This is a genomic window from Corynebacterium sp. LaCa117, from assembly GCF_046717765.1.
Taxonomy (GTDB): domain Bacteria; phylum Actinomycetota; class Actinomycetes; order Mycobacteriales; family Mycobacteriaceae; genus Corynebacterium; species Corynebacterium kefirresidentii.
In genome coordinates, this window is the sequence record NZ_CP177102.1 from 1,686,616 (window position 1) to 1,700,275 (window position 13,660).

Annotated in this window: 16 protein-coding genes; 4 read left to right on the forward strand and 12 right to left on the reverse strand. The window is 60.7% G+C overall.

Annotated features, from left to right (window positions below; all coding sequences use genetic code 11):
- Positions 1-181: 181 nt before the first annotated feature.
- Entirely contained in the window at positions 182-925 is a 744-nt protein-coding gene (locus ACLI1L_RS08245; RefSeq protein ID WP_411707325.1) for a hypothetical protein, read from the reverse strand.
- A 105-nt stretch (positions 926-1,030) separates the two neighbouring features.
- Here ACLI1L_RS08245 and ACLI1L_RS08250 point away from each other — a divergent pair, with 105 nt between their 5' ends.
- Positions 1,031-2,161 carry an Mrp/NBP35 family ATP-binding protein gene (locus tag ACLI1L_RS08250; protein ID WP_023021827.1) on the forward strand — a complete coding sequence of 377 codons (1,131 nt, stop codon included), beginning with the start codon at positions 1,031-1,033 and terminating at the stop codon, positions 2,159-2,161.
- Between the two features lie 3 nt (positions 2,162-2,164).
- Here the strand turns inward: ACLI1L_RS08250 and ACLI1L_RS08255 are convergent, their stop codons facing one another.
- From ACLI1L_RS08255 to sigE, 3 genes are all read right to left on the reverse strand, one after another.
- Positions 2,165-2,716: a twin-arginine translocase TatA/TatE family subunit gene (locus tag ACLI1L_RS08255; protein ID WP_411707326.1), complete on the reverse strand. Its 552-nt coding sequence runs from the start codon at positions 2,714-2,716 to the stop codon at positions 2,165-2,167.
- Between the two features lie 23 nt (positions 2,717-2,739).
- A complete protein-coding gene (locus tag ACLI1L_RS08260) occupies positions 2,740-3,189 on the reverse strand; it encodes an anti-sigma factor family protein (protein WP_086588077.1) in 450 nt (149 codons plus the stop codon).
- Positions 3,190-3,273: 84 nt separating this feature from the next.
- Entirely contained in the window at positions 3,274-3,903 is a 630-nt protein-coding gene (sigE, locus tag ACLI1L_RS08265) for an RNA polymerase sigma factor SigE (RefSeq protein ID WP_034656442.1), read from the reverse strand.
- 151 nt (positions 3,904-4,054) lie between these two features.
- Here sigE and ACLI1L_RS08270 point away from each other — a divergent pair, with 151 nt between their 5' ends.
- Positions 4,055-4,702: an O-methyltransferase gene (locus ACLI1L_RS08270; RefSeq protein WP_086588168.1), complete on the forward strand. Its 648-nt coding sequence runs from the start codon at positions 4,055-4,057 to the stop codon at positions 4,700-4,702.
- Here the strand turns inward: ACLI1L_RS08270 and glgC are convergent.
- The gene (gene glgC / locus ACLI1L_RS08275; RefSeq protein ID WP_086588169.1) at positions 4,699-5,916 is read right to left on the reverse strand and encodes a glucose-1-phosphate adenylyltransferase; all 1,218 of its coding nucleotides are present in this window, start codon (positions 5,914-5,916) and stop codon (positions 4,699-4,701) included. The genes ACLI1L_RS08270 and glgC overlap by 4 nt on opposite strands.
- Positions 5,917-6,025: 109 nt before the next feature.
- On the opposite strand from glgC, the gene glgA reads away from it, so the two are divergent.
- Positions 6,026-7,180 (forward strand): glycogen synthase, encoded by a 1,155-nt coding sequence (glgA, locus tag ACLI1L_RS08280; RefSeq protein ID WP_394286343.1) that lies wholly within the window; start codon positions 6,026-6,028, stop codon positions 7,178-7,180.
- A 12-nt stretch (positions 7,181-7,192) separates the two neighbouring features.
- Positions 7,193-8,635, forward strand: coding sequence for a GH32 C-terminal domain-containing protein (locus ACLI1L_RS08285; protein ID WP_411707327.1), 1,443 nt, complete (start codon positions 7,193-7,195; stop codon positions 8,633-8,635).
- A gap of 195 nt (positions 8,636-8,830) precedes the next feature.
- On the opposite strand, the gene ACLI1L_RS08290 is transcribed toward ACLI1L_RS08285, so the two are convergent.
- The 7 genes from ACLI1L_RS08290 to dapE are packed head-to-tail and all read right to left on the reverse strand — an operon-like array spanning position 8,831 to position 13,586.
- Positions 8,831-9,697: a methyltransferase domain-containing protein gene (locus ACLI1L_RS08290; RefSeq protein WP_411707328.1), complete on the reverse strand. Its 867-nt coding sequence runs from the start codon at positions 9,695-9,697 to the stop codon at positions 8,831-8,833.
- A 9-nt stretch (positions 9,698-9,706) separates the two neighbouring features.
- A complete protein-coding gene (locus ACLI1L_RS08295; protein WP_005323535.1) occupies positions 9,707-9,874 on the reverse strand; it encodes a DUF3117 domain-containing protein in 168 nt (55 codons plus the stop codon).
- A gap of 12 nt (positions 9,875-9,886) precedes the next feature.
- Entirely contained in the window at positions 9,887-10,180 is a 294-nt protein-coding gene (locus ACLI1L_RS08300) for a DivIVA domain-containing protein (protein ID WP_086588081.1), read from the reverse strand.
- A 3-nt stretch (positions 10,181-10,183) separates the two neighbouring features.
- Positions 10,184-10,906, reverse strand: coding sequence for a glucosyl-3-phosphoglycerate synthase (locus ACLI1L_RS08305; protein ID WP_086588082.1), 723 nt, complete (start codon positions 10,904-10,906; stop codon positions 10,184-10,186).
- Complete coding sequence (gene folP / locus ACLI1L_RS08310; RefSeq protein WP_411708367.1) at positions 10,903-11,715, reverse strand: dihydropteroate synthase; 813 nt, start codon at positions 11,713-11,715, stop codon at positions 10,903-10,905. The genes ACLI1L_RS08305 and folP overlap by 4 nt, the downstream gene beginning before the upstream one ends.
- Positions 11,716-11,729: 14 nt before the next feature.
- Entirely contained in the window at positions 11,730-12,494 is a 765-nt protein-coding gene (locus tag ACLI1L_RS08315) for a TIGR00730 family Rossman fold protein (protein ID WP_411707329.1), read from the reverse strand.
- A 3-nt stretch (positions 12,495-12,497) separates the two neighbouring features.
- Positions 12,498-13,586, reverse strand: a complete 1,089-nt coding sequence (gene dapE, locus ACLI1L_RS08320; RefSeq protein ID WP_086588085.1) for a succinyl-diaminopimelate desuccinylase — start codon at positions 13,584-13,586, stop codon at positions 12,498-12,500.
- Between the last annotated feature and the right edge of the window lie 74 nt (positions 13,587-13,660).

Consider the following 13,660-nt stretch of genomic DNA (forward strand, 5'->3'; position numbering starts at 1 on the left):
TTCGCAACAGCACCGTTGATGGGACCTGCTGAATTGTTCGGGAATTGGCATCTACGTCAATCTCGAAGGCTTTGGGCGCCGTTCAGATAACCACGAGCTGTCGGGCCCGTTGATTTTACTTGACTTGGTGGTTTCCGAGTTGTCGACGCCTGGAAACTTTCGCCTACCCGCCAAAGAAAAACTATTTGGAGCCTCCGGTGAGATCAGACCCACCGGAAGAATCTGAGTCGCCTTCCTCATCGAGCATTTTCGTGCCGGAGCCGTGCAGCCACGTGCGAACCACTTTTGCCACGTCGCCTTTTTGCTCTGCCTCTTGCGCCAATTCAGAGATGTCTTTTCGCGTGATGAACTTCGTCAATGAAGCTATAGATTGGCGTTCCTCGCGGTCCAAGAGATCATCCTGGTAGAGCGCCACAAAATTCTCGGGGAGCTTTGGCTCCGCGTCCTCACAGCCAGTGGCGCTGGATGGTTCCACCGCGGCTAGGTCGCCTGGAAGTGCAGACATTAAAGCGATGTGAGTACGCGCCAGGTAGTCCTCGCCGCCGGGTTGGGAGGATTGCTGAGCTTTTCTATAGTCCTTGGATACTTCCCGCGCCTCACCGGGATTGAGAACGCTGAGAAAAGCCCCCGTGCAGCCGACATAAAAATTACCATTAGGGTTCAAATAGCGACCGGACTTAGACTCTTGGAAAATATCCTCCCTAACAAGGGAGGCCTCACGCCCCTGTCTGATCAGCTCTTGGCGGAAGATCTCCGCCAGCACTACTTGGTCGGTCTCACCAGCATCTACCATGATGCCAACGGGCGCACGCTTAACATTATCCGCATAAGGATCTCCATCAAACTGGGAGGAGCAGCCGGTAAGCAGCATGGCAGAGAGCCCCACGCCAGCAATGGCGTGGGCAGGGCGGGCACAGCTGCGCATGGCGATACTATTCTCCTTCAGATTGGCGGCGCTCGAGCGTCTAGATGATTCTACACCGAGGACGTGTTTACCTCCTGTTGCGGCCCGACTAAGATGGCAAGGGTTATGTCTAGCGTTATTACTGAATCCGCCGTACGCGAGGCACTTTCCCGCGTTGAAGATCCCGAAATCGGGCGCCCCATCACCGAGCTCAACATGGTGAAATCAGTTTCTGTCACCGGAAACGATGTAGCCGTAGAAATTTACCTCACCATCGCCGGCTGCCCCATGAAGTCCACCATCGAGTCCAATACTCGCGCAGCGGTAGAGGATATCGAGGGCGTAGGAAACGTCACCGTGACGATGGAAGCCATGAGCGATGAGCAGCGCCGCGAGCTGAAAAAGAAGCTCCGTGGCGGCCAAGCTGAGCCGGAAATCCCGTTTGCCAAGCCAGAATCCACCACGCGAGTCTTTGCGGTGGCTTCTGGCAAGGGCGGCGTCGGCAAGTCCTCGATGACGGTAAATCTCGCCGCAGCGCTGGTGCACAAGGGGCTTAAAGTCGGCATCGTCGATGCCGATATTTACGGCCACTCTGTTCCTAATCTGCTGGGCTGCACCGATGGCCCGACCGTTCTCGATGATGAGATGCTTTTGCCCCCGATTTCCCACGGCATTAAGCACATCTCCATCGGGCAATTCGTCGAAGGCAACGCCCCTGTGGTCTGGCGCGGACCTATGCTCCACCGTGCATTGCAGCAGTTCTTGGCCGATGTTTTCTGGGGTGACCTAGACGTTCTCCTGCTGGATCTTCCTCCAGGCACGGGCGATATCGCCCTGTCCGTGGCCCAGCTCATCCCTAATGCGGAGCTACTTATCGTAACCACCCCGCAGGCCGCAGCTGCCGAGGTGGCAGAGCGCGCCGGCTCCATCTCCCAGCAGACGCGCCAGCGCGTGGCCGGCGTGATTGAGAATATGGGCGCTATGGTCATGCCGGATGGTTCCACCATGGATGTCTTTGGTACCGGCGGCGGACAGATTGTGGCCGATCGCCTCGGCGTCATTCTTGGCCATGAGGTTCCACTGCTGGCTTCGGTGCCTCTGGATCCCACCCTGCGCAGCGGTGGCGATGCCGGCACTCCGATCGTTATAGATGCCCCCGAGTCCCCCGCCGCCCAACAGATCCAGGCGGTGGCCGATAAGCTGGCCATCCGCTCCGATTCCCTAGTGGGTAAAAACCTGAACTTGGGTGTGAACTAGACCCTAGGTTACATCTTCCCACATGCCGCCGCCGGTGGATTCTTCCCCACCGCGCGGCGGTTTCTTCTCGGGCGCAGGCTGCACCGTTGATTGCGGTTGCGAAGCTGCGGCGCGCTGCTGCGGCTGTGGCTGTGGCTGCTGCGGCTGCTCGGCATAAACCTGGGAATAGTCGAAGCTTGGGCGCTGTTGCGGTTGCTGCTGTTCCGGCTCCTTGGGAGCGGTATTGCTCTTAATATCTTCTGCCATCTTCTGGGGATTGAAGTCATCCCAGGCGGATTCGTCGCCGTCGAAAAGAGCCTTGGTGATTGCGCCCTTCGGCCCCAGACGCGTCCACTGCGCGGCTTGGGTAAGCGGGCCACGGATATCATCAAATTCCGAGGTGATAGAGCCCATCTCCCCATTGAGCTCCGCCTTGGCATTATTGATGGCCTTCCGCGCCGCATAAATGGCTGCGCGCACGTCCTTAATCACCTCAGGCATGCGTTCTGGGCCGATGACGATGATGCCCAAGAGCACAATGACGAAAATCTCGGGCCAACCAATGGAAGAAAACACGCTTAAATACTAGTCCTTCGCTCTTAGCCGCGCTGATTGTGCTTGATTGCGCGAACCACCATCTCCACCTTGTCCAAGAAGTCCTGCTGGGGCCGGTGCGCTGGCGTTGCTGCATCGGGCCCCGGGGTTACCCCCTCCGAGGCAATGCCTGCAAGCTTCGCGAGCAAGGATTGCGGCGCCTTGACCGTTGCGGACTCCGCACAGTGGCGCACCCATTCCGAGGCACGACGCTGCTGATGCACATCCGCGCGGCATTCAGCGCAGTGCACCAGGTGAATGCGCACACGGTGCATAAATTTTGGCTCCATCTCGCCGTCCACAAAGGCAACAACCGCCTCTGGGCCCAAATGCCCGATGGTATCGCTACGCCGCGCCTTGGCCTTCGCCCTATCGCGAGCCTTGGCTTGGGCGGCATCAAATCCGCCGTGCACGCTCAGCGTGGACAAGGTTCGGCGTCCTCGCAGCGAGTCCATCGATCCCTCCTCCACTAGTTGCTCGGCCTTCATTGACGCGGAAAGTCCCCGCCGGCAGCGGGGACTATGCAGTTTCTCTAAAGTTTAGCGCGTACGCAGCAGCATGCGCGTTTCCGCATTGGTTTGCGCCTCTTTTTCTAGCGCCGCGCGTAACTGGGAACGGCCGCGGTGGATGCGCGAGCGCACCGTACCCATCTTGACACCAAGGGTCTCTGCAATCTCGTCATAGCTCATCCCAACGACATCGCACAAGACCACGGCCACGCGGAAATCGGGAGCCAAGCCGTCGAGCGCGGACTGCAAAGCTGGATCCAGGTTAGCCACGGAATAAGCCTGCTCCGGGGTCATATCCGTACCAGGTACGCGTTCATAATCCTCTGGCAGGGCCTCCATGCGGATCTTGGAACGGTGACGCACCATATCCAAAAAGAGGTTAGTGGTAATACGGTGCAACCAGCCTTCAAACGTTCCGGCTTGATACTTGTCCAAGGAGCGGAAGACGCGCATGAAGGTTTCCTGGGTGAGGTCCTCGGCGTCATGCTGATTGCCGGACAGGCGATAAGCCAAGCGGTAGACCCCATCGGCGTGCTCGGCCACGAGGTCACCCCAAGCGGGCATGTCGCCCGTGCCAGCATCGAATGCTGCGGTACCGGTCAACTCTGCCTCAGAGGTTGCAGGTTGAAGGGATTCGGCATCGCGCTTCATCTTTGTCATGCATGTCATCTTTCTACACTCAGCACAGAAACTCCAGCCATAGTGCTGATAATATCCTGTGAGCCCGTCACATTATCCCCACCGACCACAACCTTGCTGGCTAAGCGCGTTTTTGCCACATTGGCGGACACTTTTCCCTATGGTTTATTACGTGACTAATACCGCATACGAAGCACTGCGTTCTTATATCGAGACCACCAGCGAAGCATCCCCGGCCCTAAGTGGCGCACGCGACCATGCCGCAGAGTACGGCCTGCCAGTCCCGGATGAATCCACCGGCCAGCTGCTCACCACCCTGACGGCTGCCTCCACTGGTTCCACCGAGCGTCCCCAAGCTGTGGCCATTACCCCGGCCGCCAATGTAGTGGGCCTCTATGTGCTCGCCGGCATGCCCGATAACGGCATTTTGACCTGCATCGACCCCGAGGCAGAGCACCAGCGCAGCGCCAAGACCGCATTCCGCGAGGCTGGCTACGCGCCATCCCGCGGCCGTTTTTTGCCATCGCGCCCGCTCGAGGTCATGGGTCGCCTCGCCAACGATGCTTATCAGGTCATCTACGCCGACGTCGCCGCGCTCGAGTTACCAGCCATCATCAAGGCCGCGTGGCCACTGCTGCACCAGCGCGGCACATTAGTCCTGGCTAATTCCTTGCTCGATGGCACGCTTGCCGACGCCTCCCGGACCGACCGCGACACCGCCGCCGCCCGCGAAGCAGACGAGTACCTGCGCGAGCTCGAGGGGGCGAGCGTAACCCGCTTGCCGCTGGGTTCCGGACTCACCCTCGTGACGAAGCTCTAGACCTTCTGGTTTTTGCCGACGACGACCACGCCGCCGTCAGAAACCTTAAAGCGCTCCTCATCACGCTCGCGGTCCACTCCGATAATCGCGCCATCGCTAACAACGACGTTCTTATCTAGGATCGCGCGGCGCACCACTGCACCGCGCCCGATACGCACGCCAGGCAGGATCACTGATCCTTCGACCGTAGCTCCGTCGGCCACATGGACATCGGACGCCAGCACTGAATTGCGCACAGTGCCGCCCGAGACGATGCAGCCTGGGGCCACCATCGACGACTGCGCGATGCCGTTTTGCACGAACTTGGCCGGCGGGAAATTGGAATCATCCGTGGAGTGGATCGGCCAATTCTGGTTATAAAGGTTGAAAATCGGGTGCACCGAAATCATGTCCATGTGCGCCTCGTAGAAGGAATCGATGGTGCCGACATCGCGCCAGTAGCCGTGGTCACGTTCGGTAGCCCCTGGCACCTCATTGGCCATGAAATCGTACACATGCGCCTGTCCCCGCTCCACAAAGTACGGGATAATATCGCCGCCCATATCGTGGGCGGAGTCCTCGTTCTTTTCGTCCTCCAAAAGGGCGTCGATAAGCGCCTGCGCTGTAAAGACATAATTGCCCATCGAGGCATAGCTCATATTCGGATCATCCGGAGTAGCCGGCGGGTCCGCGGGCTTTTCCACGAATTGCGTGATCGTGCCCATGCCATCGGCTTGGATGCAGCCAAAGGCCGTCGCTTCCGAGCGCGGTACGCGAATACCAGCCACCGAACAATCCAATCCGGTGGCGATATGCTCTTCTACCATCTGTGCCGGATCCATGCGGTATACGTGGTCTGCACCAAAGACGATGACATAATCCGGATTCTCGTCATAAATGAGGTTCAGCGACTGCACAATTGCATCTGCCGAGCCGTTGTACCAGCGCTTGCCGCGGCGCTGCTGGGCGGGCACCGAGGCAATATACTGCGGAGTCGGACCCGCCAAGTTCCACGCCTGGGAAATGTGGCGGTCCAGAGAATGGGACTTGTACTGAGTCAGCACCGCAATCTTGAGATAACCGGCATTGACCAGATTGGACAAAACGAAATCAACGAGGCGGTAGGAACCACCGAAGGGCACGGCGGGCTTTGCGCGGTCTTCGGTCAGGGGGAAAAGGCGCTTTCCCTCACCGCCGGCGAGGACAATGGCTAGGACATTCGGCAGGCTTCTCACGTTTTCAAACCTATCCGCAAATCCCACATTCCGCAGCAGAACTTTGCACATTTTTACCCCCATCTCGGAATTCTGCACATGACAGCAGAGATACGTATTCTGGGTGGGCATGAGAGCCGGAATCTTTTCCAAAGAATACCCGCCGGAAATATACGGCGGAGCCGGAGTTCACGTAGCTGAGCTCACCCGTTTCATGCGCGATATCATCGATGTCTCCGTGCACTGCATGGGCTCCCCGCGCGAAGAAAAATACGTCTTTGTCCACGGCGTGGACCCCGCACTCGAGGGGGCTAATGGCGCGCTGCAGACTTTGTCCACTGGGCTGCGCATGGCCGATGCCGCCTCCGATATCGACATCGCCCACTCCCACACGTGGTATACGGGCCTTGCTGGCCACCTCTCCGCCCGGCTTTATGATATTCCGCATGTGGTCACCGCCCACTCTCTCGAGCCGCACCGCCCTTGGAAGCGCGAGCAGCTTGGCGGCGGCTATGACATCTCCTCATGGTCCGAGAAGAACGCCATGGAATATGCCGATGCCGTAATCGCCGTCTCCGCCGGTATGAAGGACTCCATCCTCGATGCCTATCCGCGCATCGATGCCTCCAAGGTCCACGTCGTCCTCAACGGCATCGACACCGAGCTATGGCAGCCGCGAGAGGGCGATGTTTTGGACAAGCTGGGCGTCGACAAGCAGCGCCCCATCGCTGCCTTCGTCGGACGCATCACCCGGCAAAAGGGCGTAAAGCACCTGCTGCAGGCGGCGCAGAAATTCGATCCAGACATCCAACTGGTCTTGTGTGCCGGCGCCCCTGATACGCCCGAAATCGCGGCCGAGACCGAGGCACTGGTCGATGAGTTGCGAGCCCAGCGCGATGGCATTTTCTGGGTCAAGGATATGCTCCCGCGCAACGAGGTCCAGCAGATTTACACCGGTGCCGATGTTTTTGTCTGCCCGTCCATCTACGAACCGCTGGGCATCGTGAACTTGGAAGCAATGGCCTGTGGCACGGCCGTTGTTGCCTCCAACGTGGGCGGCATTCCCGAGGTAGTAGTCGATGGTGAGACCGGCGTGCTAGTGCATTATGACGCCGCCGATACCGCAGCCTTCGAGGCCGACCTCGCCGCTGCGGTCAATGACGTCGCCGCCGATAAAAAGCGCGCTGCCGAATTTGGGCGCGCCGGCCGCGAGCGTGCCATTCGTGATTTTTCTTGGGCTACGATTGCCGCCCAGACCGTCGATATTTACCGCAGCCTGATTTAAGGAAGGATAGCCGTGACAACCCACCGCCCCGAACTGCATTTTGTCCCTGAAGACGGCGTCCTCGACGCCCCCGCCGGTATCCTGCGCGATGGCGATACTTGGCATCTGTTCTACCAGTACCGCCCCACCGCGGACTCCCCCGCCCGCTGGGGCCACACCTACTCCGAAGAAACTCCCTTCGACTGGCTAGACTGCGACGATGTCCTCGCCCCCGTCGGCGGCGAACTCTCCCTGCGCGCCGGTTCCGTGGCCCAAGGACCAGAGGATATCCACCTCTACTTCACCTCCGTAACCTCCGCCGGTATTGCTGTCCACCTCGCCCGCTACGCCAACGTGGACGAAATCTGCGAGGTCTCCGATGACCCACAGGCCCTCGACCCCAATGTCGTTCGCTTTGGCGAGGTCGTAGGAAATATCCGCAATTTTGATCACTTCCGCTCGCCCTCCGTTGTGCCCGACTGGGCCTCCGAGGACCGCGCTGACGGCCACGACGGCTGGCTCATGCTGGCGCTCACCGGCCACTCCGATGCCCCAGTTCCCGTAATCCTTGAATCCGCCGATGGCGTGTCCTGGCGCCTGCGCGGCAGCCTCAAGTTCGACGGCGACCCCGGCTTCCTCGAAGGTGAAGTTCCCGCTACTTCCCCCATCCCACCAGTCGTCTCCCCGCGCCTAGTCCGACTGCGCGATGAGGTTGACGGCAATGTCTACGATGTCCTTTTCGTCACCTTGGAGCGCGGCGGCCGCGATGTATCCGGCTACCTCGTCGGCCGACTCGAAGGCACCACCTTCACCGTGGCCTCGGGTTTCCGCCGCGTGGACTTTGGCCACGACTTCTCCCGTCCGCGCAATACCAACACCACCACCGGCACGCTCACCCCCGAGCAGCGCTATGAGCGCGCCGTTATCGTTGGCCTCCTCAACGGCAACGGCCGCGGCGATGACGCCACCAAGCACGCCTCGTGGGAAGCCGAAGGCTGGGCCAATGCCCTTTCCTTACCCCGCCGAGTCACCCTCGAGGGCGGCGTCCTTTACCAAGCCCCCGCCCGGGGCTTGCCCGATGCCGTCAAGCTTTCCGATTACGCCCGCTCATGGACCGGCGTCATGGAGGTGCCTTCCGGTTCCTGCGTCACCGTCACGCTTCTCGACGGCGCCGGTGACCCCGCCGCCACCATCCGCCACTCCGGCGATGACATCAGCCTCGATCGCTCAATGAACAAGGCTTTCAATCATTGCTTTGCCGATTCTGAGCCTGCCACCGCCACGCTTGCCGAGGGCGACTCCGACACCCTCACCATTATCCAAGACGGTTCCACCGTCGAGGTATTCGTCGATGGTGGCCTCATCGCGATGGCCTCCCGCGTCTACTTCGAGGGCGGCTGCTCTGGGCTGCGCGTCGAAACCTCCGGCGATGCCGTCATCGAGCAGGACTGGCAGCGCTCCGGCTCCAAGCTCTAAACATCACCCGACGCCCCGCTCGGTTCTCCACCCCGCCCTTCGCACTCACGGGGAGACGCTGGGGCGTCGGAAAGCGTGTGCTGGTGAGCGGCAAGGGCGAGGAACCACCCCTCGCGCTCACCGGAACAACGAAAAGAACCGCCCCACGCGCTCCTAGTGAGCGCGAAAGGCGGAGATGAGGCAGAAGGGCCGGGGCTAAACTGCGCGGAGGCGGTCCAGTCGAGCGCGGGCGGTAACCGTAAGTGTCGGAGGAAGAGCGGCCATGCGCTCGGCGAGTTCTCCGGCGCTAATGTGACGCGCGGACGGGCTCATCCCAACCTGCGCGGCAACTGAGGCCTTATCGAGCTCAATGGGGAACGAAATATCGACTGGATCGGCCGCCTGCTCGAGGTATCCCTCGGCCTGCTCGTACATGCGCTCCACCTTGCCGTCTTCCACGCCGAGGATGCCCAATGGCTCCCGCAGCTCGTCCAAGTGGCCGGCATCAGGGGTCAAGACGATGACCTGGCCGCCTGGGGCGAGCACGCGCTGGAATTCGGCCGGATTGCGTGGGGCGAAGACGACGGAAATAGCGTCGACGGACTCATCACCAATGGGCAGGCGCTCCCATACATCGGCCACGACGGCACCAACGCGCGGGTGGCACTTAGCCAAGTGCTTCGCAGCGTGCGGGGAAATATCGAGCCCGACGCCGCGGGCCTCAGCGATGGAGTCGAGGGTGTGGGCCAAGTAGTAGCCCGTACCAGCGCCCACCTCAAGCAGAGAGGCGGGCGTAGATTCGGCCAACGATGCGGAATCCAGCGCCCCTTGGACTGCCCCAGTCACGGCCTCCACGAAGGGCGCGAAGTGCCCCATGGCCAAATAAGTCTCACGGGCGTTGACCATGTCCATGTCATCGCCCTTGTGCTTGAGTCCGGCGCCGGCCGCGAGGGTGACGTAGCCCTGCTTGGCCACATCAAAAGAGTGGCCGGATTCCGAGACGAGGCGAGAGAAATCATCGGCACCAGAAAGCGCGGTGCCATCATTGGGATCAGCCAGAATGTCGACGATATGAGAAAGCATGTATCTAGACTAGCTAGAAACCTCGGTCAACAGAGAACCAAGCTCGGCGGCCTCGTCCTTGCTCAGCTCAATGACGATGCGCCCGCCGCCATCGGAGGGGATGCGCATGACGATTTTGCGGGACTCCTCTACTGCTTCCATTTCTCCGCCCGTGGTGCGCGGCTTCATTGCTGCCATAGTGAGTCTCCTTTAGTTAACTTCTTTTCCTTCCAGCTTAGACCTTTTCGGCGTGGAAGATAGTTGCTCTTCTAGTTGTGCGAGGAGATCATCTACTTGGTCCTGGCGGTACCCGCGGGGCACAACCTCGAATTTCACCTGGTCAAGGCGTCCTTCGCGGGCAGCGGCGCGGTTATTTTCGCGCACCTTCTCCGGCTCATCGAGCGGGTGCATAACCTCACCGCGGCCAAAAATCGACCCCCATACCCAGGTCCCGATGACGGTCAGGGAGAAAAGGACGAGGAGGAGCATAATCCAAGACAGCATGGCTTAAACCTTACCTTTTAGCGGCGGGCGTTGAGCAACGGGCGCGGTAACCCCGGCGCGGGAGAGCAGTGTGCGCGCGACTACCTCGGCCATCGGCGCGAGTTCATGCAGCGGTCGGTTGCGGTGCACCCGCGTTCCCAAGTCCACCTGCGCTATTGAGCCCCGCTTGCCGACGTCCACCAATAACCCCGCTTCCACCCCGTAGCCTTCTACAAAGGGCAGCTCGACGGCGGTGGCGCGGCGCAGAGAGTATTCGCCTCCGAGTGGCTGGTCGATATGAGCGAGCTCTGGGAAAAATTGCTTAATGAGCGGTTTGGCTGTCAGCTCGGTGACGCGGCCGCCGCCGGTGGGCTGGCCGTTGAGGCTGCGGCGGTAGCGGGCCTTGACCATTTCTACCGCGGGGTCGGAAAAAGGAGCGGCTAGGGCAGCTACCATGCCGGGCGCAGCGGATTCAAGATCCGCATCGACGAAGACAACTATGTCTCCCTTCGCCGCGGCGACCCCGCGCCAGAGGGATTCGCCCTTGCCGGGGCGCGGTTCTTCTGGCAGAACATCGCGCCAATTGCGTACCTCGGCGCCGGCTGCGGCAGCGCGGGAGGCGGTGGCGTCGGTGGAATCGGCATCGATGACCAGCACCTCAAGGGGGTCATCGGCTAGGCAGGCACGCACGACGTCTGCGACGGTGCCCTCCTCGTTGAGCGCTGGAATGATAACGGAGACGCTCATGCAAGGCCTCGCGTGGTTGCTAGCGGGGCGACCTCGCCTTGGATGGCGGCAGTCATACGGATGACATCAGCGGTCTCTGCTACCTCGTGGACGCGGAAGGCAGCCACGCCCCGGGCAGCGGACCACGCGGTGGCGGCTAGGGTACCCGCAACGCGCTCTCCTACCCCGCGGTCTAGCGTCTCGCCCACAAAATCTTTGTTTGATAGCGCCATGAGCACCGGCCAGCCGGTGGCCACAACCTCGTCTATGCGCCGCAAAAGCTCCAGCCCGTGAAAGGTGTTCTTGCCAAAGTCATGGGTGGGATCGATAAAGGTAAGCTCTTCGGGGCAGCCAAGGCCTGCGGCGCGTTCGGCGAGCTGGGTAGTTTCCGCGACGACATCGGCCACCACATCATCAAAATGGACGCGATGCGGCCGGGTGCGCGGGGTGATCCCACCGGTGTGCGAGCACACGTAGCCTACGCGGTGGTGGCCGGCGACCTCGATGAGCTCGGGATCCCAGCCAGCCCAGGTGTCATTGATCAGTCCAGCACCGGCTGCGATGGCTGCCTCCGCCACCTCGCTGCGCCACGTATCGACAGAAATGAGAACATCCGGGTGGCGCTGATGCACCTTCTCGATAGTTGGTACTACGCGCTCGATTTCTTCCGCCGTATCGACGGCCTTACCAGGGCCGGCCTTAACGCCGCCGATATCGATGATCGAGGCGCCGGCCGCAATCACCTCATCGCAGCGACGCAGTGCCGGGTCGAGGTCAAAGGTTGCCCCCTTGTCATAGAAGGAATCCGGGGTGCGATTGACAATCGCCATCACGCGCGCAAGGCTCAACGTGGCTCCCTGATGCGCTTATCGCTCATGACCTCGTGACGCTTAATGATGTGAGAGAGGGCTTCATCAGGGTCGTCGGTAAGCAGGAAAAGCTCTCGGTCGCTTTCGTTGATAAATCCACCCGCTGCTAGCGTCTTGTCCATCCATTCCAAAAGGCCGGTCCAGTACTCGGTGCCCATGAGCACGATGGGGTAATTGGTCACCTTGCCGGTCTGGACCATGCACATGACCTCAAAGAACTCATCCATGGTGCCCATGCCGCCGGGCAGGCAGATAAAAGCCTGGGAGTATTTCAAGAACATGGTCTTGCGGGCAAAGAAGTAGCGGAAATTCAGACCCAAGTCCACATATTCATTAAGCCCTTGTTCGTGGGGCAGCTCGATGCCTAGGCCCACGGAAAGCCCATCGGCTTCATGGGCGCCGCGGTTGGCCGCTTCCATGATGCCGGGGCCGCCGCCGGTAATCACGGCATAGGAGTGTTCGGCCAGCTTGCGGCCCACCTCGACGCCCAGCTGGTAATTTGCATCGTCTGGAGTGGTACGTGCGGAACCGAAGACGGTAACGGCCTTCGGCAGCTTGGATAGCGCATCAAAGCCGGCGACGAATTCGCCTTGGATGCGCAGCACGCGCCACGGATCGGCATGCTGCCACTCGTGGTCTGCACCGGATTCCAAGAGCCGCTGATCAAAGGTGGAGGCTTGTTCGCCTTCGGTGCGCAGCAGCATCGGGCCGCGCAGAGTGCGCATCTGCTCAGGAGTCATGGTCTATCCCTTCAGGTATTTCAGGAGGGCGGTGGATACTTCACTAATCTGCGCGGTGGGGACCTGCTCGTCCTTTTTATGCGCAAACCCTGGGTCACCGGCGCCGAAGTTCACGGCCGGGGTGCCCATTTCGGAGAAGCGGGCGACGTCGGTCCAGCCAAACTTGGCGCGGACGTTGCCCCCGACGGCGTCGATAAGAGCTTTGGCCGCTGGCTGGCCCAACCCAGGCTGGGCGGCCGGGGCAATGTCGTCGATGTCGATGGTGACATCTTCTTCCTCGCCGATGATGGATTTCATGTACTCCAGCGCCTCCTCGCTCGTGCGGTCCGGGGCGAAGCGGAAGTTCACAAACATCCACGCCTCATCCGGCAGCGTATTGGTGGCCACGCCGGACTCGAGGTGAACGATATTGAGGCCCTCGCGGTAAGTACAGCCGTCAATGGTGACGTCGCGGGACTCATAGGCGGCGATACGGGTCATGATGGGCGCGAGCTTGTGCGCGGCATTGGAGCCGAGCCAGGCGCGGGCCGAGTGCGCGCGGGTGCCGTGTGCGGTCACGCGCAGGCGGATGGAGCCCTGGCAACCGGCCTCCACCATGGCGCCAGAGGGCTCGCCCAGAAGCGCGAAGTCCCCCTCGAGCCACTCCGGGTGGTCCTTTTGCAGATGGCCCAAGCCATTAAATTCAGTGGCTACTTCTTCACCCTCATAGGCGATGACGGTGAGATCATGTTTCAGCTCCTCCGACTCGTGCAGCTGGGCAAAGGCATTAAGGTAGATGGCCATGCCTGACTTCATGTCCACGGTGCCACAGCCCCACATAATCTCCACCCCGTCTTTAGTGGTTTCCATGTGATGCGGTACATTTTCTGCCAACGGAACGGTATCAATGTGTCCGGCGAGCACCACGCGGGAATCTAGCCCACGGTTCGTGCGGGCGCACACGGTATTGCCGTAGCGGGCAACCTCGACGTCCAAACCACGCAGCGCTTCTTCGACGGCGTCTGCGATGGCCTCCTCATGGTGGGAGGGGCTCGGAATATCCACGAGCGCCTTGGTTAGTTCGATGGGGTCTGCATATAGATCTAAAGTCACAAAGCGCCATGCTAGCGCCCCGCGTAGCTCCCCGCATTGTGTAAAGTTCACTTCACTGTAAATATTTCGTCCTC

What these genes read in the sequence shown, in the direction of transcription:
- ACLI1L_RS08245 (WP_411707325.1), bottom strand. Translation starts at nt 925, where the DNA reads ATGCGCAGCTGTGCCCGCCCTGCCCACGCCATTGCTGGCGTGGGGCTC.
- ACLI1L_RS08250 (WP_023021827.1), top strand. Translation starts at nt 1,031, where the DNA reads ATGTCTAGCGTTATTACTGAATCCGCCGTACGCGAGGCACTTTCCCGC.
- ACLI1L_RS08260 (WP_086588077.1), bottom strand. Translation starts at nt 3,189, where the DNA reads ATGGACTCGCTGCGAGGACGCCGAACCTTGTCCACGCTGAGCGTGCAC.
- sigE (WP_034656442.1), bottom strand. Translation starts at nt 3,903, where the DNA reads ATGACAAAGATGAAGCGCGATGCCGAATCCCTTCAACCTGCAACCTCT.
- glgA (WP_394286343.1), top strand. Translation starts at nt 6,026, where the DNA reads ATGAGAGCCGGAATCTTTTCCAAAGAATACCCGCCGGAAATATACGGC.
- ACLI1L_RS08290 (WP_411707328.1), bottom strand. Translation starts at nt 9,697, where the DNA reads ATGCTTTCTCATATCGTCGACATTCTGGCTGATCCCAATGATGGCACC.
- ACLI1L_RS08295 (WP_005323535.1), bottom strand. Translation starts at nt 9,874, where the DNA reads ATGGCAGCAATGAAGCCGCGCACCACGGGCGGAGAAATGGAAGCAGTA.
- ACLI1L_RS08300 (WP_086588081.1), bottom strand. Translation starts at nt 10,180, where the DNA reads ATGCTGTCTTGGATTATGCTCCTCCTCGTCCTTTTCTCCCTGACCGTC.
- ACLI1L_RS08305 (WP_086588082.1), bottom strand. Translation starts at nt 10,906, where the DNA reads ATGAGCGTCTCCGTTATCATTCCAGCGCTCAACGAGGAGGGCACCGTC.
- folP (WP_411708367.1), bottom strand. Translation starts at nt 11,715, where the DNA reads ATGGCGATTGTCAATCGCACCCCGGATTCCTTCTATGACAAGGGGGCA.
- ACLI1L_RS08315 (WP_411707329.1), bottom strand. Translation starts at nt 12,494, where the DNA reads ATGACTCCTGAGCAGATGCGCACTCTGCGCGGCCCGATGCTGCTGCGC.